Origin of the sequence: Nonomuraea maritima, from assembly GCF_900100395.1 — a bacterium.
Taxonomy (GTDB): Bacteria; Actinomycetota; Actinomycetes; order Streptosporangiales; family Streptosporangiaceae; genus Nonomuraea; species Nonomuraea maritima.
Genome location: NZ_FNFB01000008.1, coordinates 16,815 through 36,769, shown reverse-complemented (window position 1 = coordinate 36,769; position 19,955 = coordinate 16,815). Strand labels below are relative to the sequence as shown.

Sequence of the window (19,955 nt, the reverse complement as noted above, 5' to 3'; positions counted from 1 at the left end):
CCCAAATTGGTTTAGACCACGTGAGGTCCCGGCCTTGCATTCACCGTTCGGCCGACACGTTTTGTAAGGTTCGAGTAAAGTGCCCGACTCGTCATAGTTAACTGGGTGCATTCTCTGGGGGCTGAGATGTCACGAAAGCGGTCTGGCCTGCTGCCCGGACTCGTCCTCGGTCTGGTCACCGCGCTGGTCTGTTCGGCGTGTCTGGGTGCGGCCGTGCTGTTCCAGCGGAGCCTGCCGGAGGCCGTGACGGGGTTCTGGAGCGGGCTGCCGCTCTCGCTGGGGCTGTCGGTGCTCATCGCGCTGCTCGTGGCGCTCGCGATCGGCGCGGTACGCCCGCGCAGCCTCCTGCTGGTGCCGCTCGCGGCCCTGTACGCGGGCGGCGCGGTGGTGGCCGGACAGATCGCGGGGGTGAGCATCATGATCGGCGCGCCCCTGCGCACGCCGCCCGCCGAGCCGCGCGCCGCCCAGCTGTCCGACGTCACTGTGGCCAACTTCACCGAGGGGCTGCCCGGCGCGCTGGCGCTCTACCGGCAACCGCTCGCCGAGGCCTGGGCGGTGTGGCTGTACATCGCCGTCGCGGCCCTGGTCTCGCTGCTCCTCGTCACCTTCCGGGTGACCCGCGTACGACGGGCCCACCGCGCCGAGTCGGAGGCCACCGAGCAGGCCACGGAACCGGAATACCGAGCCCCCTTCGAACCGGCCCAGCAACCCGCCCAGAAGCCGGCCCCCGACCTCTTCACTCCCCGCAACCCCACCCAGGACTGACCCCACCGCCCCCGTGGCCGTTTCGACGGCGGGGTTCCCCTATCTCCGCCCTGACCCGACCGCCGCGTACCGCCACCAGCGGGCGCAGCAGGTCACGGGGCCAGCATGTCGACGGTGAGGTTGGCCTCGGTGTTGGGGATGCCCAGGTCGGAGGCGCGCTTGTCGGCCATCGCGAGGAGCCGGCGGATCCGTCCGGCGATGGCGTCCTTGGTCAGCGGCGGGTCGGCGATCTGGCCGAGCTCCTCCAGGGACGCCTGCTTGTGCTCGACCCGCAGGCGCCCGGCCACCACCAGGTGATCCGGAGCCTCCTCGCCGAGGATCTCCAGCGCCCGCTGCACCCGCGCCCCGGCCGCCACCGCGGCCCGGGCAGATCGCCGCAGGTTGGCGTCGTCGAAGTTGGCCAGCCGGTTGGCCGTGGCACGCACCTCACGGCGCATGCGCCGCTCCTCCCAGGCCAGCACGCTGTCGTGTGCCCCGAGCCGGGTGAGCAGCGCGCTGATCGCGTCGCCGTCGCGCACCACGACGCGGTCGACGCCCCGCACCTCGCGCGCCTTGGCGTGGATCTTCAGCCGCCGCGCCGAGCCGACCAGCGCGAGCGCCGCCTCAGGACCCGGGCAGGTGACCTCCAGCGACATGGACCTGCCCGGCTCGGTCAGCGAGCCGTGCGCCAGGAACGCACCGCGCCAGGCCGCCTCCGCGTCGCAGGAGGCCCCCGCGACGACCTGCCGGGGCAGGCCGCGCACCGGCCGGCCGTGGTTGTCGATGAGACCCGTCTGCCGCGCCAGCGCCTCACCGTCGCGGTAGACGCGTACGACGTAGCGCGAGCCCTTGCGCAGGCCGGCGGGCGCGAGCACGAGCACCTCGGCCTTGTGACCGAACACCTCTCCGATGTCCTTGATCAGCCGCCGCGCCGTGGCGTTGGTGTCGAGTTCGGCCTCGATGACGATCCGCCCGCCCACCAGGTGCAGGCCGCTGGCGAACCGCAGCAGCGTCGATACCTCCGCCTTGCGGCAGCACGGTTTGAGCACCGGCAGACGGCTAAGTTCGTCCTTGACCACACCTGTCATCGCCATGCGTTAGTCCTCTCCCCCATTCAGACCGGCTCCCCATGAGTCTCTCGCACCTTCGCGCCACGCCGACCAGGATCAACGCTTCTGGAGGAAAATCTCGTCCAGGACGGAGGCAAGACGTCGTGGGTCATGCCTCGGGGAGCCGTCCGCGGCGGCGACATCGGCGAGAACGAGCCGTGCTCCGAGCGCGGCGGCCGACTTCTCCAGCGCGCCCGGGTCGTCCACTATGCTCGTCTCGGCGAGCACGACGTCGATCGGCAGTTCGGGGGCGTGCTGCCGGAGCACCTCCAGATGCTGCTGAGGGGAGAAGTCGTCGGTCTCGCCGGGCTGCGGCGCCAGGTTGAGGGTGACCAGCCGCTTGGCCTGGGTGCTGTGCAACGCCCTGGCCAGCTCGGGCACCTTGAGGTGCGGCAGCACGCTGGTGAACCACGAGCCTGGCCCGAACACCACCCAGTCGGCCTCCAGCACCGCCGCCACCGCCTCGGGCCGGGCGGGTGGGTCCTCCGGCACCAGCGAGATCGCCTGGACGCGTCCGGGGGTCAGGGCGCACGCCACCTGCCCGCGCACGGTCGAGGTCACGCCGTCGAGCTCGACCTGGGCCACGATGTCGAGCGGCACCGACGCCATCGGCAGCACCCTGCCCTGCGCGCCGAGCAGCCTGCCGACCCAGTCGAGACCCGCCACGGGGTCGCCGAGCAGCTCCCACAACGCGACGATGAGCAGGTTGCCGACGGCGTGCCCGTGCAGCTCGCCCTCGCTGCGGAAACGGTGCTGGACGACCTCGCTCCAGGTGCTGCCCCACTCGTCGTCGCCGCACAGTGCGGCCAGCGCCATCCGCAGGTCGCCGGGGGGCAGTACGCCGAGCTCACGGCGCAGCCGCCCGCTGGAGCCGCCGTCGTCGGCGACCGTCACCACCGCGGTCAGGCGGTCGGTGACCATCCTTAATGCCGACAGGGAGGCATAGAGGCCATGCCCGCCACCCAGTGCCACGACCCGAGGGCCGAACCCGGCGTGTCCGGGATGTTCACGACGAACCGCCCGGGACTCGACCTCTTCGTGCAAACGCGCTCACCGCTCTCCTGGACGCCTGGCCGGGACTCTCCCCGAACCGACGTCCTGTCCAAGTATCGAACGCGCTTCCGCACGTCCGCCTCACCACTACTGTTCGGAGAATCCCAGATCCTCTTACCTGATTCGCGCCGTCCGCCCCGGCGAGCCGGAGTCGCCTCTTCTCCGGGAAACTACCCCCGGCGACGTGAAACCGTGCTGCCCTGCTCTGTCGTCATCGCGTTGGAGCGGGCTGTGAGCGGCACTGACGTCGCAATCGTGCTCGACGCCGCACCCGCACGTCCATACCCGCTCCGAGAAGGGACGCCGCCACAGCCACTCAAGGACACGACGCACCGAGCCTTGCACTGGAGCAGGTGGGGGATGCGAGACCAGCAGAACCGCCGGTCGGGCGCTTCTCACGCTGAGGATCCTCAACGGCGAGCCGGTCGCGACCTTGACCTCGGGGACGGGCATCGCCCCCATTTCCGCCCATTGCCCGGCGGCCTGGTCATCCTCCGCGTTCCGCCGCCGTTCCGGAAAACTTCACCCACTGACCATTTCAAGGACAACTGAGACACGCCGGTAGTTTCGCCCACAGCTCAATACCCACCGAACCACATGCCGCGAAACCCACCAGCCGCTCCACGCCCCCCACACCGGCCGCCCTGTGCGGCCCCACACCAGTCGCTCCACGCCCACCCCACACCGTGGCGCGCACCGTGGCGCGCACCGTGGCGCGCACCGTGGCGCGCACCGTGGCGCGCACCGTGCCCGACGGCGTCGAGCCCGATCGCCGCTCTGTGCGGCCCCACACCAGCCGCTCCACACCCGCCATACCGGCCATACCGGCCGCTCCGTGCCGGATCCCGCGGGCCGGGAATGCCCCGCATCCGCGCACGCCGTGAGGTGCGCCGCCACAGCTCTGTGCAGGCCCAAGCCCTCGTCCCGAGCAAGGCGGCTTCACGCCCCTGAAGCGGCCGTCTCCTGCCGGATCCGGCAGGAGACGGTGACGAGGCCGGTGCCGGTCACTCGCGACCCACGTCGCGGTGGCTCACCTGGACCTCGACCCCGCGGTCACGCAGCCGGGAGGCGATCTGCTCGGTCATGGCCACACTGCGGTGCTTTCCGCCCGTGCATCCCACGGCGAGGGTCGCGTAGCTCTTGCCCTCCCGCGCGTACCCGGCCGCCACCACCTGCAGGACCTCCTCGTACGCGTCGAGGAACTCCTTGGCCCCCGGCTGCCCGAGGACGTACTGGCTGACCGCCGGGTCGAGCCCGTTCATCGGCCGCAGCTCGGGCACCCAGTGCGGGTTGGGCAGGAACCGGCAGTCGACCACCAGGTCGGCGTCGACCGGCAGGCCGTACTTGAACCCGAAGGACACCACGTTGAGCCGCAGTCCCGGGCGGTCCTCACCGCCGAAGAACGCGACGATCTTGCCCCGCAGCTCGTGCACGTTGTGCGTCGAGGTGTCGATCACCAGGTCGGCGTTGGCCCGTACCTCGCGCAGGATGCCGCGCTCGCGGGCGATGCCGTCGACGAGCCGCCCCTCGCCCTGCAGCGGATGCGGACGGCGGACGTTCTCGAACCTGCGGACCAGCTCCTCGTCGCTGGCCTCCAGGAACACCACCCGTACCCGCACGCCGCGCGCCTCGAGCTCCTCGATCGCGGCGTTCAGGTCGGTGGTGAAGGCGAGGCTGCGCACGTCGACGACGGCCGCCACCTTGTCGGCGGCGAGCTTGACCTTGCCGGCCTCCTCGGCCATCGCGAACAGCAGCCCGGGCGGCAGGTTGTCGATGACGAACCAGCCGAGGTCCTCCAGCGCCTTGGCCGCGGTGCTCCGCCCGGCCCCGGACATGCCGGTGACGATGACGAACGCCGGCTCAGCGCTCCCCGGCTCCGCGTCCTCAGCATCCACGCCCTCAGCACGTCCGGCCTGCGCATCCACGGCCTGCGCGCCCGCGGACGGCGACACACTCACCGGATCCGCACTCACCGAACCTGCTGGCACCGAACCTGTGGGCACCGCACTTGAGCCTGCGGGCACCGCACTTGCCGAACCTGTGGGCACCGCACTCGCCGAACCGCCACTCACCGGCCTGTCCTGCTCGACCGCCCGCTGCGCGCCCTCCCCGACCGCGCGCCGGGCGTTCGTGCTCTCCGGCCGAGTGTCATCGGACGTCGCCTCGCCGGTGCGTTCGACGCTCATGATCGCACCCCGGCCGCCGGCCCGCCCGGCGCGGTCGCCCGGCGGCCCTCCCCTGCGGCGCGGTGGCCGCGCACCGCGCAGCCGCGCGATGCTTCCGCGTGAACACCCTGGCATGCTGACGAGATCAAGGTGACTCTCCCTTCAGTGTCGACACGATGACCTCGGCGATGGACGGGCCGATGCCGGGAACCTCGCAGATCTCGGCGGCCGTGGCCTCGCGCAGCTTCTTCACTGAGCCGAAGTGTGTGAGCAACGCCCGTCTGCGCGCCGGCCCCAGGCCTGGCACGCCGTCGAGCGCGCTTTCCTTCACCGTCTTGGACCTCTTCGAACGATGGTAGGTGATGGCGAAGCGGTGCGCTTCGTCGCGCACGCGTTGCAGCAGGTAGAGGCCCTCGCTTGAACGAGGCATGATCACCGGCTGGTCGTCGCCGGGCAGCCACACCTCCTCCAGCCGCTTGGCCAGGCCGCACACGGCCACGTCGTCGATGCCGAGCTCGTCGAGGGCACGCTGCGCCGCGGCCGCCTGGGGCCCCGCGCCGTCGACGACGACGAGGTTGGGCGGATAGGCGAACTTGCGCGGCCTGCCGGTCTCGGGGTCGATGGGACCGTGGCCGTCGTCATCGTCGGCCGCGAGCTCTCCGGTCGCGGAGCGTTCCTCCAGGTAGCGGCGGAACCGGCGGAGGATCACCTCGTGAATCGAGGCGACGTCGCCCTCCTTCGTCTTGACGGAGAACCTGCGGTATTCGCTCTTACGGGCCAGCCCGTCCTCGAAGACCACCATCGACGCCACGACGTTCTCGCCCTGCAGGTGGGAGACGTCGTAGCACTCGATGCGCAGCGGCGCCTGGTCGAGGTCGAGGGCGTCGGCGATCTCCTGCAGCGCCTTGCTCCGCGTGGTCAGGTCGCTCGCGCGGCGGATCTTGTGCTGGGCCAGCGACTCCTTGGCGTTGCGCTCGACGGTCTCCATGAGCGCCTTCTTGTCGCCGCGCTGCGGCACGCGTACGTCGACCCGGGCCCGGCGCTGCTCGCTGAGCAGCTCGGTCACCGCCTCGTGGTCGGGCGGCAGCGCGGCCACGAGCACCTCGCGGGGCATCGAGTCGGGGCCGGCGTCGGCGTACATCTGCAGCAGGAACTGCTCGACCAGCTCGCCCGGCGAGGTCTCCTCGACCTTGTCGACCACCCAGCCGCGCTGACCGCGGATGCGCCCGCCGCGCACGTAGAAAACCTGGACGGCGGCTTCGAGCGGGTCTTCGGCGAGCGCCACCACGTCGGCGTCGGTGCCCTCGCCGAGCACGACGGCCTGCTTCTCGAGCGCCCGCTGCAGGGCCTGGATGTCGTCGCGCAGCCGGGCCGCCCGCTCGTACTCCTGCTGGGTGGCGGCGTCGCGCATCTCTCTCTCCAGCCGCTTGATGAAGCGGCTGGTGTTGCCGGCCATGAAGTCGCAGAAGTCTTCGGCCAGCGCGCGGTGCTCGTCGGCGGTGACCCGGCCGACGCACGGCGCCGAGCACTTGTCGATGTAGCCCAGCAGGCACGGCCGGCCGATCTGCCCGGCCCGTTTGAACACCCCGCCGCTGCACGTGCGCACCGGGAAGACCCGCAGCAGCAGGTCGACGGTCTCGCGGATGGCCCAGGCGTGGGAGTAGGGGCCGAAGTAGCGTGTGCCCTTGCGCTTGGCGCCCCGCATGACCTGCACGCGGGGGAAATCCTCGCCCATCGTGACGGCGAGGTAGGGGTAGGACTTGTCGTCGCGGTACTTGACGTTGAAGCGCGGGTCGTACTCCTTGATCCAGGAGTATTCGAGCTGCAGCGCCTCGACCTCGGTGCCCACCACCGTCCAGTCGACGTCGGCGGCCGTGGTGAGCATGGTCTGCGTGCGCGGATGCAGCGCGGAGAAGTCGGCGAAGTAGGAGTTGAGCCGCTGCCGCAGGCTCTTCGCCTTGCCGACATAGATCACCCGGCCGGTCGCGTCCCTGAACCTGTAGACCCCTGGGGATTCGGGGATCGATCCAGACTTGGGCCGGAAACTCAAGGGGCTGCCCGCTGATCTCACCACGCCTGCAAGCCTAGTAGCCCGCACCGACAAGTCGCCCGCCGTACTTCAACCGCGAAGGTACGGCGGGAACGTCACCGCGGAAAGGACCTCAGCCGAGCATGATCTGGTCGCCCTCGACGGTGATCTGCTGGGCGGGGAGCGGCCGCTCGGCCGGGCCGTTCTTCACGGATCCGTCCGCGATGGCGAACTGGCTCCCGTGACACGGGCAGACGATGGCGTCGCCCTCCACGCTGCCGACCGTGCAGCCCTGGTGGGTGCAGGTGGCGCTGAACGCCTTGAAGTCACCCTCCGTCGGCTGTGTCACCACGATCTTCTGGTCCTTGAAGATCGTTCCGCCGCCGACGGGGATGTCGGCGGTCTTGGCCAGAGCGGTGCCGCCGCCCTGCGGCGCGCTCGACTGCGTCGCCCCTGCCTGGGGGGCGCTCGACTCGGCGGGGGCGGCGTTCCCCGCGGGCTGCACGGTATCGGTGCCACCGCACGCGGCGACCGCCAGCGCCAGTCCACCAACTCCGACGCTCGCGATCATCGCCCTGCGGCTCTTCAGGTCATGTCCCATATGACGACCCAAACGCACCCAGGTGAGAAATTCATGAGACGTGTCTCAAGCGAGCCTGATCTTCTCGCCGTCCACGGTGATCGGCATCTCCTCGAGCGGGGCTCCCGCCGGGCCGTTGGCGACGGAACCGTCCTCGATGTTGAACTTGCTGCCGTGACAGGGGCAGTTGATCGTCCCGTTCGAGACGGAGGCGACCGTGCAGCCCGCGTGGGTGCACACCGCCGAGAACGCCTTGAACTCGCCCGCGGCCGGCTGCGTCACGACGACCTTCCGGTCCTTGAAGACCTTGCCGCCGCCCTCGGGGATGTCGGCGGTGTCGGCCAGCGCCTTGCGCTTGGACCCGCCGCCTTTCTGCTCGGCCGCCTCGGCGGCCGGCTCCTCCTCCGCGGGCGCCTGCGCGCCCGCGTCGAGGCCCGCCTCCGTCGTCGGCACGCCGTAGCTCGCGCACGCCGTCAGCACCGCCGCGAGCCCGGCGCCTCCGGCGCCGAGGAACACCGTCCGTCGCGTGCTCTCCGTCATGATGCGTCCTCTCAGATCGGCTTCTACCGAGAGGTACGGCCGGCACACCGGCTCCGGTTCATCCCGTACGAGAGCGACACCGCTTGTCAGACGACCACGATGCCGTCGCCTTCGACCTTGACCTGGAAGCCCGCCAACGGGGCGGTGGCCGGACCCTTGGTGGCCTTGCCCGAGTCGGCGGCGAATTCGCTGCCGTGGCAGGCGCATCTGATGACGTTGTCCTTGGGGGCGCTCACCTTGCAGCCCTTGTGGGTGCACCGCGCGCTGAACGCCTTGTAGACGCCCTGCGAGGGTTGCGTCACCACGACCTGCAGGTCGGTGTTCAGCGTGCCGCCGCCCACGGGCACGTCCACGGTTCTCGCGATGACCTTGCCCTTGAGGTTCGGCGTGCTCGTCGCCTCCTCGGCGCCGCAGGCGGTCAGCGCCAGCCCGCAGGCCGCGACTCCGGCCGTGCCCAGCACCTCACGTCGTCCCCAACCGTTCTCGGACATGACTCCGCCCCGCTCCGTGATGATGACCGATCCCGCCCTCCGCGGCGCTGCCGACCCCCGGGAGTAGCGGTCGCTACCAGACCAGAACCCTATTGACGCCGGCCCCCGCTCCCCTCATCGGGTCCGACAGAAAACGGCCCGCGCCGTAGGCGTGGGCCGAGCACTTCGGAACGCCGTCGGCGGGCGGGCCCGGCCGGTCAGTGAGCGGTACGCCGTGGGTCAGCGCCCGGCCGCAGGCTGCGGGCAAGACCTTCACCACCGCGTCTCCGCCCGCGGAGACCTGTGCACCGGACCCACGTGGCGGGGGTTCGCCTCCCGTACGGGAAAGGCGAACCCCCGGCTCGTCAGAGGGAGAGGATCTTCCGCAGGAAGCGGCCCGTGTGGCTCTCGTCCACCAGGGCGACCTCCTCCGGCGTGCCGGTGGCGACCAGCGTGCCACCGCGCGAGCCACCCTCCGGCCCCATGTCGATGAGCCAGTCGGCGGTCTTGATGACATCGAGGTTGTGCTCGATGACGATCACGGTGTTGCCGCCCTCGACGAGCCGCCCGAGAACGCCGAGCAGCCGCCGGATGTCCTCGAAGTGCAGACCGGTGGTCGGCTCGTCGAGCACGTAGATCGTCCGTCCGGTCTGGCGCCGCTGCAGCTCGGACGCGAGCTTGACGCGCTGCGCCTCACCACCGGACAGCGTGGTGGCTGGCTGCCCGAGACGGACGTAGCCGAGACCCACGTCGTGCAGTGTCTGCAGGTGCCGCTTGATCGCGGGGATCGCCTCGAAGAAGGCGAGCGCCTCCTCGATCGGCATGTCGAGCACTTCGGAGATCGTCTTGCCCTTGTAGTGGACCTCCAGCGTCTCCCTGTTGTAGCGAGCGCCGTGACAGACCTCACAGGGGACGTAGACGTCCGGCAGGAAGTTCATCTCGATCTTGATCGTGCCGTCGCCGGCGCACGCCTCGCAGCGCCCGCCCTTGACGTTGAAGCTGAACCGCCCCGGCTGGTAGCCGCGCATCTTCGCCTCGGCCGTGGCCGCGAACAGCTTGCGAACGTGATCGAACACCCCGGTGTAGGTGGCCGGGTTGGAGCGCGGCGTACGCCCGATCGGCGACTGGTCGACGTGGACGACCTTGTCGACCTGGTCCATGCCGTTGATGCGGGAGTGCCGCCCCGGCACCGTGCGGGCGCCGTTGAGCTCCTTGGCCAGCGCGTTGTAGAGGATGTCGTTGACCAGCGTCGACTTGCCCGACCCTGACACCCCCGTGACCGCGGTGAACACGCCCAGCGGGAACTCGATGTCGACGCCCTTGAGGTTGTGCTCGCGCGCCCCCTTGACGGTGATCTGCCGCTTCTTGTCGCGCTTGCGGCGCGTGGCCGGGATCGGGATGCTCCGCCGCCCCGACAGGTATTGGCCGGTGAGGGACGTCTCGCTGGTGAGGAGTTCCTGGACGGTGCCGGAGACGACGACCTGGCCGCCGTGCTCGCCCGCGCCAGGCCCGATGTCTACCACCCAGTCGGCCGCGGCGATGGTGTCCTCGTCGTGTTCGACCACGATGAGCGTGTTGCCCATGTCGCGCAGCCTGACCAGCGTGTCGAGCAGCCGCATGTTGTCGCGCTGGTGCAGGCCGATGGACGGCTCGTCCAGCACGTACAGGACGCCGACCAGACCCGAGCCGATCTGCGTCGCCAGCCGGATGCGCTGCGCCTCACCACCGGCGAGCGTGGCGGCGGCGCGGTCCATCGTCAGGTAGTCGAGGCCGACGTCGAGCAGGAAGCCCATGCGGGCGTTGATCTCCTTGACCACCTGCTCGGCGATCTGCATGTCGCGGTCGGACAGCTTGAGCGAGGCCAGGAACTTCGCGCACTCGCCGATCGACATGGCCGAGACCTCGGAGATCGACTTGCCCGACACCGTCACCGCGAGGCTGACCGGCTTGAGCCTGGACCCCTTGCACGCCGGGCACGGGATCTCGCGCATGTAGCCCTCGAAGCGCTCGCGCGCCGAGTCGCTCTCTGCCTCGGCGTGCCGGCGCTGCACCCACGGGATGACGGGGGTGAAGGTCGTGTAGTAGGAACGCCTGCGGCCGAAGCGGTTGCTGTACGAGACGTGCACCTGCTCGTCGTGGCCGTACAGCAGGGCCTTCTGCGCCTTCTTCGACAGCTTCTCCCAGGGCGTTTCGAGGGTGAAGCCGACCACGTGGCCGAGCGCCTCGATCAGCCTGGAGAAGTATTCGCTGGTGTGGCCGCCGGACCACGGGTGGATCGCGCCCTCGCCGAGCGTGCGCTCGGGGTCGGGCACCACGAGCTCGGGGTCGACCTCCATCTTGGTGCCGAGACCTGTGCACTCGGGACAGGCGCCGAACGGCGAGTTGAAGGAGAACGAACGCGGTTCCAGCTCCTCGAACGACAGGTCGTCGTACGGGCAGTAGAGGTGCTCGGAGTAGAAGCGTTCGCGGTTGGGGTCGTCGTCCGGCAGGTCGACGAACTCGAGCGTGATCGTGCCCCCTGACAGCTGCAGGGCCGTCTCGATCGAGTCGTTGAGCCGGCGCCGCGCCGACTCCTTGACCGACAGGCGGTCGACGATGACCTCGATGTCGTGCTTCTCGTACTTCTTCAGCGTAGGCGGCTCCTCCAGCCGCACGACGGTGCCGTCGACCCTGGCGCGGGCGAAGCCCTTGGTCTGCAGCTCGCGGAACAGCTCGGTGTACTCGCCCTTGCGGCCTCTCACGACGGGGGCCAGCACCTGGAAGCGGGTGCCTTCCTCGAGGTCCATCAGGCGGTCGACGATCTGCTGCGGCGTCTGCCTGGCGATCGGGCGCGCGCACACGGGGCAGTGCGGCTTGCCGATGCGCGCCCACAGCAACCGCAGGTAGTCGTAGACCTCGGTGATGGTGCCGACGGTGGAGCGGGGGTTCTTGCTGGTGGCCTTCTGGTCGATGGACACGGCCGGGGAGAGGCCCTCGATGAAGTCGACGTCCGGCTTGTCCATCTGGCCGAGGAACTGGCGCGCGTACGCCGACAGCGACTCGACGTAGCGCCGCTGCCCCTCAGCGAAGATCGTGTCGAAGGCCAGGCTCGACTTGCCAGAGCCGGACAGGCCGGTGAAGACGATCAGCGAGTCTCGCGGCAGGTCGAGCGAGACGTCCTTGAGGTTGTGTTCTCGTGCACCACGCACGATCAGGCGGTCTGCCACGGCGATCCCGGAAGTCAAAAGGCGGATAGGTCCACGGGGGATGGTAGACGGGGGCACCGACAGTTTCGGCGACACCGGCTCCGGCGGCCGAGAACCCGTCCCCTTCAGGGTACGGCCATCTCCCACAACGTCAGGGGTGCTTCAAAAGTCAACCCTCTGACCTGCGCTTTTATGCCCCTCGCCCAATTCTTAAACAGCGAAATTTCACCATATGCCGTTTTCGCCACCGCCTGGAACCGGCAGGCGTACCCGTCACCATCACCCACGGCGGCCCTGCCGACCGCCGAGTTTCCCAAGAGCCGACCGCTTCCAGGCCGCCCGTACGTGCGGCCGCCATGTCCGGCCCGCCGCGGTCTCACGTACCCGACAGGTCCTGCGGCATGGGGTTAGGCTGGTGCGGATGGGGCGACCGTGCACACCGGTCCCGGGGCGCACGCCTTCCGCGGACGCCGTCGTGGCCCACGGTGCCGGCCCCCGCTGACCTGTCCGCGACGCCCCCAGAGGACCATCCATGACGTACACAGGCGATGTCCAGGTCGGCGGTCCCGCCGACGTGCGCGAGCTGCCGGCCGTGACGATCTCCAAGCTCGCCGTCGGACCGTACGACAACAACGCCTACCTGCTGCGCTGCACCGCCACCGGTGAGGGGCTGCTCATCGACGCCGCGGCCGAGGCCGACCGCCTGCTCGCGCTCATCTCCGACCCGCCGGTCCGCGCGATCGTCACCACCCACCAGCACGGCGACCACTGGCAGGCGCTGGAGCAGGTGGCGAAGGTGACCGGCGCCGAGGTGATCGCCCACCCGCTCGACGCCCCTGCGCTGCCGGTCCAGGTCCGCCGTACGGTCGAGTACGGCGACACCATCACCGTCGGCGAGGTGACTCTCGAGGTCATCCACCTGCGGGGCCACACGCCCGGCTCGATCGCGCTGCTGTACGACGGCGGCGCGGAGGGCCACCACCTGTTCACCGGCGACTCCCTGTTCCCGGGAGGCGTCGGCAACACGCAGAAGGACCCCGAGCGCTTCAACCAGCTCTACACCGACGTGGTCGAGCGGATCTTCGACCGCCTGCCCGACGAGACCTGGGTCTACCCGGGCCACGGCAAGGACACCACGCTGGGTGCCGAGCGTCCGGCTCTGCCGGAGTGGCGGGCCAGGGGCTGGTAGCCGGCGCCGTCCGGCACACGCCCGCCGGTGACGGTCACTGGCGGGCGGTCAGCACGTGCACGATCCGCTCGGCCGCGAGGACGGGGTCGTCGGCCGAGCCGACGAGTTCGCCCCACGACCACCGGTAGAACCAGCCATCGGCGACCGGCACGCAGTCGACCGTCTCGGCCAGCATGGCCGTGCGCTGAGGATCACTGATGCGCAGCACGAGCGGATACCGCCGCAACGCGGCCACGAGGCCGCGTTGCTCCAGCTCGGCGGCCAGCTTGCCGAGATAGTACGTACGCGTGTGCTCGCGCGGCGTAGCCGACATGATTCCATCAAAGCCGAAGTATGGGGAAAAATCCCAGTCAGCCGCCGATTCGCTCGGCTGCTTCGGCCTCGCGACGCTGCTCCTCACGCTTGTAGAGACGCTGCTCGCGCTTGTAGAACAGCATCCGCAGCGGGATCGCCGCCACGAGCGAGATCTGCATGGTGGCGCCGATCTTGATCGGGAGGTTGCCGCCCTCCGGCCAGGCCACCCAGAACGTGAGGAACGCCACGTTCACCATGATCCACCCGAGGACGACCGCCGCGAGCTGCCCCTTCGGCTTGGGGTACTCGATGCGGCTGACCATCAGCCACGCCACGCCCAGCATGCCCGCCAGGGCCCAGATGCTCGGCTGGAACAGCAGCACGATGGAGATCACGGTCATGGCGCCCATCGGGATGGGCAAGCCCATGAAGTCGCCGCTCTTGGTCTTGACGCAGGCGAACCTGGCCAGGCGTACGACACCTGCGACCAGCACGGCCGCGGCCGTGGCGAGCACCGCCGCGAAGGGCACCCGGTCGCTGAAGCCCATGCCCCAGATCACGATCATGAACGCGGGCGCGAAGCCGAAGCTGATGACGTCGGCCAGGTTGTCGAGCTCGGCGCCCATCGCGGAGGCGCGGAAGCGCCGGGCCACGAGGCCGTCGAACAGGTCACACGTGGCGCCGATCAGGAGCAGCACGATGGCGGTGGCGAAGTAGCTCGGATCGGGCGAGAAGCGGCCGCCCTCGACCTGAAGCTGCTGGATCGCGGAATAGGCCAGGACGCACACCGCGAGAAACCCGCAGACGGCGTTGCCGAGCGAGAGCGAGTCGGCGGCGGACAGGCGGAAGGCCTTGCCCACGGGAGCGGTGGGCTCCTCGTTCTCGGCCTGCCAGCCTCCGGCGTCAGCCGTGGTCAATTCTGGTCACCCCCGCAACCGTCTTCTCACCCACGGACACCGCGGGAGAGATCCCTTCGGGAAGGTAGATGTCGACCCGCGAGCCGAACCGGATGAGACCGATCCGCTCAGCCTGGGCCACCTTCACTCCCGCGCTCACGTACGGCACGATCCTGCGCGCCACCGCGCCCGCGATCTGCACCATCTCGATGTCGCCCAGCGCGGTCTCGAAATGCCACACCACGCGTTCGTTCTGGTCGCTGTCCTTGTTGAACGCCGGCACGAACCCACCTGTCACATGCTGCACGGACGTGACATTTCCCGCAAGTGGGGCACGGTTGACGTGCACGTTCAGGGGGCTCATGAAGATGGCGACCCGCGTACGCCCGTCCGGCCAGGGATCGATGCTCTGCACCACACCGTCGGCAGGCGACAGGATGCGTCCCTTGCCCAGGGTGCGGTCGGGATCACGGAAGAACCAGAGCATCGCTCCGGTGAGTGCGCTCAGCGGCACCGCCGCGAGCGCCCATCGCCGGTCTCGGCGCGTCAGCAGCGCGGTGGCGGCCGCCGTGGCCGCCGTCGGGAGGAGCCACGGGGAGACCCCGCGTGCGAGCCTCACGCGGGTCGGCTTGGCAAGATCGTCTGACACGTACAACCTTTGGTGGTGACTGGACTGGGCGCTTTGCCGTGTTGTTACGGAACCAGTAACTATTACACGGCAGAACCACACAAGCAAAGCGCCTACAGGTCCACTTAGCTAGACCTGTTCCGGTTGCGTCTCCTCGCCCTTGCGCGCGTCCATACGGGCCCTGATCAGGCTGGCCGCAGTGGTGATCACGATGGTTGCGCCGATGACGGAGAGCGACACCCAGATCGGAATCGCGGGCGCCCAGGAGACATCGCTGGCATGCAACGCCTCCAATACGAGCTTAACCCCGATGAACCCCAGGATGAACGCCAAACCGTAGCTGATGTAGACGAGCCGCTGCAGCAATCCGCCCAGCAGGAAGTAGAGCTGACGTAGTCCCATCAGCGCGAACGCGTTCGCGCTGAAGACAATGAAGGCGTCTTTGGTGAGCCCGAAAATCGCCGGAATCGAATCGAGGGCGAACAGCAGGTCGGTGGTGCCGATGGCGACCATCACGATGAGCATCGGCGTCACCATGCGCTTGCCGTCGATCTTGACGGTGACCTTGGAGTCGACGAAGCCGTCGGTGGTGGGGAAGGCTCGCCGCACCCACCGCAGCATGATGTTCTCGTTGAACTCCTCGTCCTCGCCCTTGAGGTGGTCGCGGACGAGGTTGACGGCGGTGTAGACGAGGAACGCGCCGAACACGTAGAACAGCCAGCTGAACCGTTCGAGGGCCGCGGCGCCGAGCGCGATGAAGATGCCCCGCATCACGAGCGCCAGAAGGATGCCGACGAGCAGCACCTTGTGCTGGTAGATCCGCGGCACGGCGAACCTGCTCATGATGATGAGGAACACGAAAAGGTTGTCGACGCTGAGGCTGTACTCGGTGATGTAGCCGGCGAAGAACTCACCCGCTTTGTCGCCACCGACCGTCATCCACAGGACCACACCGAACAACACGGCGAGCGTCACGTAGAACGTCACCCAGTAACTCGCCTGGCGCATGGAGAACTCTCTGGCTTCCCCACGGTCCACGATCCACAGGTCGATGGCGAGGACGAGCAGCAGACCGGCGATTATGGCGATCCAGGCCCATAGAGGTTCGTTCACGTAACCCTCCGGCAGAAACGGTTCGTTGCCGGAGGTCTCTCCCGCCCGCGACGATCCGCGAGCCGGCAGCCCCGGGGGCCCCATGGGTCGGGACTGCACCGTGATGACGAGGCTGTCGCGAAGGGATACTCCCCTCCCTAGCCCCGGCAGTATATGAGAACGGATCGGCCCCGCCTACCGCGGCGGAACCCCGTAGGCCGTGAGGACACTGTCGACGGCGTCGTCCGCGCCGGGCATCTCCTCGCCGCGCCGGGCCGCCGCCGCAGCCAGCCGCCGCGCCGTCTCCCCCTCTTCCAGCAACGTCCGTACGGCGCCGCGGAACCCTTCGACGTCCCCGTACGGCACCAGGAGGCCGGCGTCCCCCAGGATCTCGGGTATGCCGCCCACGTCGGAGGCGACGGCGGGCGTGCCCGTCATGAGCGCCTCCCTGAGCGTGAGCGGCTGCCCCTCCCAGCGGCTCGGCATGAGCAGCGCGTCGGCCGCGCCGAGCAGGTCGGGCACGTCGTCGCGACCGCCCAGCAGCCTGACGGGCAGCCCTTCGGCGTCGATCCGCCGCTGCAGTTCGGCGCGCAGCGGCCCCTCGCCCGCGACCGCGAACAGGGGCGTGCGGGAGGCTCCGCCCGGCCACGGACCGCGGGCGACGTCGAGCAGCGTATCCAGGCCCTTCTGCTGGGCCAGCCGGGCGACGGTCACCAGGAGCGGCCGATCGCCCGCGCCCAGCTCGTCCCTGACCTCCCGGGGCGTGCGCTTCGGCGGGCGCGGCACGGGGGCGGCCACCAAGGCGTTCCGTACGTCCCGCGCGCCGAGCCTGGTCATCCGCTCCCCCAGGTCGGGCGAAACGACCAGGACGCGGCCCGCCCGCCTGGCCACGACGCGTTCGAGCACGCCGTACACCAGCCCCACGAACCCGCCCGCGGTCAGCGCGTTGTGCAGTGTCACGACCGGGCCCCGCCGTCCGAGCGCGGTGAGCGCCCCTGCCCGCAACCCGTGAGCGTGCACGACATCGGCATCGTGGGTCAGCCTCCGTACGGCCGCCACCGCCCGCAGGTCGCCGACCGGACGCGGCCGATCCGACACGGCCACCTCTGCGAAGACCGCCCCGGCAGCCCCGAACCCGAACTGCTCCTCAACACTGCGCGGCCCAGCCACGACGACCTGATGCCCGCGCCGCACCAGCCCCTCGACCAGCATCAGAACATGCCGCCCGGTACCGCCCGACGTAGTGCCCAGCACGAACGCCACCCGCACAACCCACTCCTCCCACACCGCCTGCCGGCAATTGTCCCGCCAGATCCAACCCCGTTGCCAAGACACCCCACCCAAACCACACGCACCCACGAGCCCCACCACGGCCAAACCTGCCCACACCCGACCGCCCGGCCACCACCGGCAACCGCCCCACCCCGGCACCCCGTCCGCCCGAATCCAACGCCAGGCCCACCAACCATCCGGATCCAACGTCAGACACAACATCCGCCGAATCCAGCGCCAGGCGCACCCATCGCTACAACCAGCCTGCGCCGACACACCACTTACGCCCACTCAGCCAGGCGATCTACCCGACCCCGCCCCGGCCAAGCGGTCCGCCAGGAACCCATCGCCACGGACACCCCTACGACCGCCCGCCCAGGCTGCCTGCCCGAAACTCATTGGCCAGCGAGGAAGTCTGGCGGACCAACCGCCCAGCCACACGGTCTGCCCCCGACCCACCGCCCACGCAAGCGGTACGCCCCGCACCCACCACCTCGACCGGACCCCACTCACCACCATCGACCTACACCCGGCACACCACCCCAGCGGTACACCCACACACCCGGCCTAGCCGACCGCCCCGCACACACCACCCCATCCAGGCCCCACCCACCACCACCGACCTACATCGGCAGACCACCCGGCCACCGCCCGGGCAGTCTGCCCGGACCGCCCGTGCCTGGCCGTCTGCCCCGCACGCACTATTGCGGCCAAGACCTGCGTTGGCCGCACCACCCGGCCACCGCAGGTCAGGCGATCTCTCCGATACCCGCCGCCCGGCCACACTCCACCACAGCCGACCCGCCTGTTCACGCGACCTGCCCCTAACCGACCGGCGAAGTTCGCATGATGGTGTTCGGGCACGGGACAGCGTCCTCGGCGGGCGGAGCGTCCGCAGCGGGCTGGTGAGGTCGCCTCAGTAGGTGGTTGGTACCCGGGCAGATGGAGTGGCCGGGGCGTCGGTCTGGTCCGACGACGACGCGCCGCCTCCCTGCTGGACCGGACAGTGCCAGCCTGTTCAGTCGCCGCTTTCATGCACTGGGCCGGCGGAGCCGCTGCGGCGGAAGAGGCCGATGAGCTCGCCGGCGTCGGGGCGGTCGGCCAGGGCCACGACGGCGGCTCCCACCGCGAGCGCCACCAGAGCGCCCAGCGCGGTGGCGCCCACGTTGGGCCAGATGCCGTCGGCACCGAGCCACCCGGTCACGACGGCCCCCGCGGCATAGCCCGCGACACCGCCGGCGACGGACGCGCCCGCCGCCCGCGCGAGCCCGGCCACCGCCGCCCGCCCGCGAGTCCGCACCACGGACGCGAGCAGCAGCGCCCCGCCCACCGTCATACCGACGCTCATCCCGAGCGCCATCCCGCCGATCTCCAAGTCGTCGGGCAGGACCAGCACGAAGACGGCCTGGGCGACCATCACGACGATCCACCCCGCGACGGTGCCGGTGGCCACGGCCCGCCCCTGCCCTGCCGCGTACAGCACTCGCCCGAGGTGCGCCATGAGCCCATAGCCGATCAACCCGGGGGCGAACAGCGCGATCGCCGCCGCCAGCTCCCCGGGAGGCACCTCGCTCTTGCCCGCCAGGAAGACAATCGCCCCGGGCCCGGACGCAGCGGCGAGCACTCCGGCCGACAGCCCCGACACCAGTACCACCGCGCGCGTGGTGCGCGCCGCCAGCGCCGCGAACGCCCCGGGGTCACCCGCCTGCGCCGACAGTCTGGGAAAGGCGCTGGTGGCGATCGGCACGGCCAGCACCGCGTACGGCACCAGGTAGATCGCCCACGCGTAGTTGTACGCCGCGATGGCCCCGTTGCCGATCGCCTGGTTGGCCAGCAGCACCACCACGATCATGGCCGCCTGCTGGGCCAGCAGCGCCGCCACACCCGCCATCGCCAGCCTGCGCACCTGGGCCGCGACGCCGTCGGGGAAACGCAAGGTGGGCCGCCAGCGCAGCCCCAGCCGTCCGACGGGCCGGAGCACCGCCACCACCAGCGAGAGCACGCCGAGGCTCGTGCCGACCGACAACGCCAGCTCGGCCGGGCCGGGAAGGGTGCCCGGGCCGCGCACGCCACCACTGAGCGGCACGAACATCAGGTACGCGACGATGACCACGATGCTCGACACCAGCGGCGCGGCGGCGGGACCGGCGAAGCGGTGGTGCGCCTGCAGCACGCCGTAGAGCACCACGGCGACGCCGTACAGCGGAATCTGGGGGGCGAAGACGACCAGCATGCGGGTTGCCATGGCGGTCACCGCGGAGGTGTCGCAGTCGGCGACCCCCGCGCCGAAGAACAGCCCCGAGACCGGCCCCGCGAGGACGGCGACCAGCACGCCCAGCGGGACCAGCACGACGACGACCCAGGTGAGCAGCGCCGAGCCGATGCGACCCGCCCGCTCGCGCGCCCCCTCGTCGGCCGCCCCGGCCAGGACGGGCACGACCATGCCCGCCAGCGCGCCCCCGGCGACCACCTCGAAGACGATGTTGGGGATCATGTTGGCCGTCGTGTAAGCCGTGGCCAGGCAGTTGGTGCCGACGGTCTGGGCGAAGGCGTACTGCTTGGCGAATCCAGCGACGCGTGCCAGGACGGTGATCGCCCCGATGAGCATCGCACCGCTCGCGACGCCCCGCGCCGTCACCACACTCACCGGGCCTCCGTCTCCTACCGGTCCACGTTGTCGATGCAGGCCATACTGGCAGGCGGCACCGA

Annotated in this window: 16 protein-coding genes; 2 read left to right on the top strand and 14 right to left on the bottom strand. The window is 70.1% G+C overall.

All coding sequences use genetic code 11. From position 1 onward, the window contains the following. Window positions 1–126 precede the first annotated feature (126 nt). Window positions 127–765 (top strand): hypothetical protein, encoded by a 639-nt coding sequence (locus tag BLR04_RS15815; RefSeq protein WP_090764934.1) that lies wholly within the window; start codon window positions 127–129, stop codon window positions 763–765. 92 nt (window positions 766–857) lie between these two features. Here the strand turns inward: BLR04_RS15815 and whiA are convergent, their stop codons facing one another. From whiA to uvrA, 8 genes are all read right to left on the bottom strand, one after another. Continuing rightward, window positions 858–1,838, bottom strand: coding sequence for a DNA-binding protein WhiA (gene whiA / locus BLR04_RS15810; RefSeq protein WP_090764931.1), 981 nt, complete (start codon window positions 1,836–1,838; stop codon window positions 858–860). Window positions 1,839–1,910: 72 nt separating this feature from the next. Further along, window positions 1,911–2,825, bottom strand: a complete 915-nt coding sequence (locus tag BLR04_RS15805; RefSeq protein WP_090764928.1) for a gluconeogenesis factor YvcK family protein — start codon at window positions 2,823–2,825, stop codon at window positions 1,911–1,913. Window positions 2,826–3,910: 1,085 nt separating this feature from the next. Next, entirely contained in the window at window positions 3,911–4,801 is an 891-nt protein-coding gene (rapZ, locus tag BLR04_RS15800; RefSeq protein WP_090764925.1) for an RNase adapter RapZ, read from the bottom strand. A 415-nt stretch (window positions 4,802–5,216) separates the two neighbouring features. Beyond that, complete coding sequence (uvrC, locus tag BLR04_RS15795) at window positions 5,217–7,121, bottom strand: excinuclease ABC subunit UvrC (protein ID WP_393497271.1); 1,905 nt, start codon at window positions 7,119–7,121, stop codon at window positions 5,217–5,219. A 112-nt stretch (window positions 7,122–7,233) separates the two neighbouring features. Further along, window positions 7,234–7,701, bottom strand: a complete 468-nt coding sequence (locus BLR04_RS15790) for a Rieske (2Fe-2S) protein (protein ID WP_245740280.1) — start codon at window positions 7,699–7,701, stop codon at window positions 7,234–7,236. A 45-nt stretch (window positions 7,702–7,746) separates the two neighbouring features. Next, window positions 7,747–8,220 (bottom strand): Rieske (2Fe-2S) protein, encoded by a 474-nt coding sequence (locus tag BLR04_RS15785; protein WP_090764922.1) that lies wholly within the window; start codon window positions 8,218–8,220, stop codon window positions 7,747–7,749. An 86-nt stretch (window positions 8,221–8,306) separates the two neighbouring features. Next, on the bottom strand, window positions 8,307–8,711 hold the full coding sequence (locus BLR04_RS15780) for a Rieske (2Fe-2S) protein (protein ID WP_245740279.1): 405 nt from the start codon (window positions 8,709–8,711) through the stop codon (window positions 8,307–8,309). A 344-nt stretch (window positions 8,712–9,055) separates the two neighbouring features. Beyond that, a complete protein-coding gene (gene uvrA, locus BLR04_RS15775) occupies window positions 9,056–11,896 on the bottom strand; it encodes an excinuclease ABC subunit UvrA (RefSeq protein ID WP_090764919.1) in 2,841 nt (946 codons plus the stop codon). 511 nt (window positions 11,897–12,407) lie between these two features. Between uvrA and BLR04_RS15770 the strand changes: the two genes are divergently transcribed. After that, complete coding sequence (locus BLR04_RS15770) at window positions 12,408–13,064, top strand: MBL fold metallo-hydrolase (RefSeq protein ID WP_090764916.1); 657 nt, start codon at window positions 12,408–12,410, stop codon at window positions 13,062–13,064. A gap of 34 nt (window positions 13,065–13,098) precedes the next feature. On the opposite strand, the gene BLR04_RS15765 is transcribed toward BLR04_RS15770, so the two are convergent. The 6 genes from BLR04_RS15765 to murJ all read right to left on the bottom strand — a co-directional run bounded on the left by BLR04_RS15765 (window position 13,099) and on the right by murJ (window position 19,893). Continuing rightward, complete coding sequence (locus tag BLR04_RS15765) at window positions 13,099–13,377, bottom strand: hypothetical protein (protein ID WP_090764913.1); 279 nt, start codon at window positions 13,375–13,377, stop codon at window positions 13,099–13,101. Window positions 13,378–13,414: 37 nt separating this feature from the next. After that, on the bottom strand, window positions 13,415–14,275 hold the full coding sequence (gene pssA, locus BLR04_RS15760; protein WP_090764910.1) for a CDP-diacylglycerol--serine O-phosphatidyltransferase: 861 nt from the start codon (window positions 14,273–14,275) through the stop codon (window positions 13,415–13,417). Then, complete coding sequence (locus BLR04_RS15755; RefSeq protein WP_176903111.1) at window positions 14,262–14,903, bottom strand: phosphatidylserine decarboxylase; 642 nt, start codon at window positions 14,901–14,903, stop codon at window positions 14,262–14,264. Before BLR04_RS15755 ends, pssA begins: the two co-directional genes overlap by 14 nt. A gap of 108 nt (window positions 14,904–15,011) precedes the next feature. Next, on the bottom strand, window positions 15,012–15,995 hold the full coding sequence (locus BLR04_RS15750; RefSeq protein ID WP_090764904.1) for a TerC family protein: 984 nt from the start codon (window positions 15,993–15,995) through the stop codon (window positions 15,012–15,014). Window positions 15,996–16,169: 174 nt separating this feature from the next. After that, on the bottom strand, window positions 16,170–17,243 hold the full coding sequence (locus BLR04_RS15745; protein WP_090764901.1) for a glycosyltransferase family 4 protein: 1,074 nt from the start codon (window positions 17,241–17,243) through the stop codon (window positions 16,170–16,172). 1,021 nt (window positions 17,244–18,264) lie between these two features. Then, the gene (gene murJ, locus BLR04_RS15740; protein WP_090764899.1) at window positions 18,265–19,893 is read right to left on the bottom strand and encodes a murein biosynthesis integral membrane protein MurJ; all 1,629 of its coding nucleotides are present in this window, start codon (window positions 19,891–19,893) and stop codon (window positions 18,265–18,267) included. Window positions 19,894–19,955: the final 62 nt, after the last annotated feature.

Bases quoted from the DNA above. Each gene is read 5' to 3' on its own strand.
- BLR04_RS15815 (WP_090764934.1), top strand. From the start codon at position 127: ATGTCACGAAAGCGGTCTGGCCTGCTGCCCGGACTCGTCCTCGGTCTG.
- whiA (WP_090764931.1), bottom strand. From the start codon at position 1,838: ATGGCGATGACAGGTGTGGTCAAGGACGAACTTAGCCGTCTGCCGGTG.
- BLR04_RS15790 (WP_245740280.1), bottom strand. From the start codon at position 7,701: ATGGGACATGACCTGAAGAGCCGCAGGGCGATGATCGCGAGCGTCGGA.
- BLR04_RS15785 (WP_090764922.1), bottom strand. From the start codon at position 8,220: ATGACGGAGAGCACGCGACGGACGGTGTTCCTCGGCGCCGGAGGCGCC.
- BLR04_RS15780 (WP_245740279.1), bottom strand. From the start codon at position 8,711: ATGTCCGAGAACGGTTGGGGACGACGTGAGGTGCTGGGCACGGCCGGA.
- BLR04_RS15770 (WP_090764916.1), top strand. From the start codon at position 12,408: ATGACGTACACAGGCGATGTCCAGGTCGGCGGTCCCGCCGACGTGCGC.
- BLR04_RS15765 (WP_090764913.1), bottom strand. From the start codon at position 13,377: ATGTCGGCTACGCCGCGCGAGCACACGCGTACGTACTATCTCGGCAAG.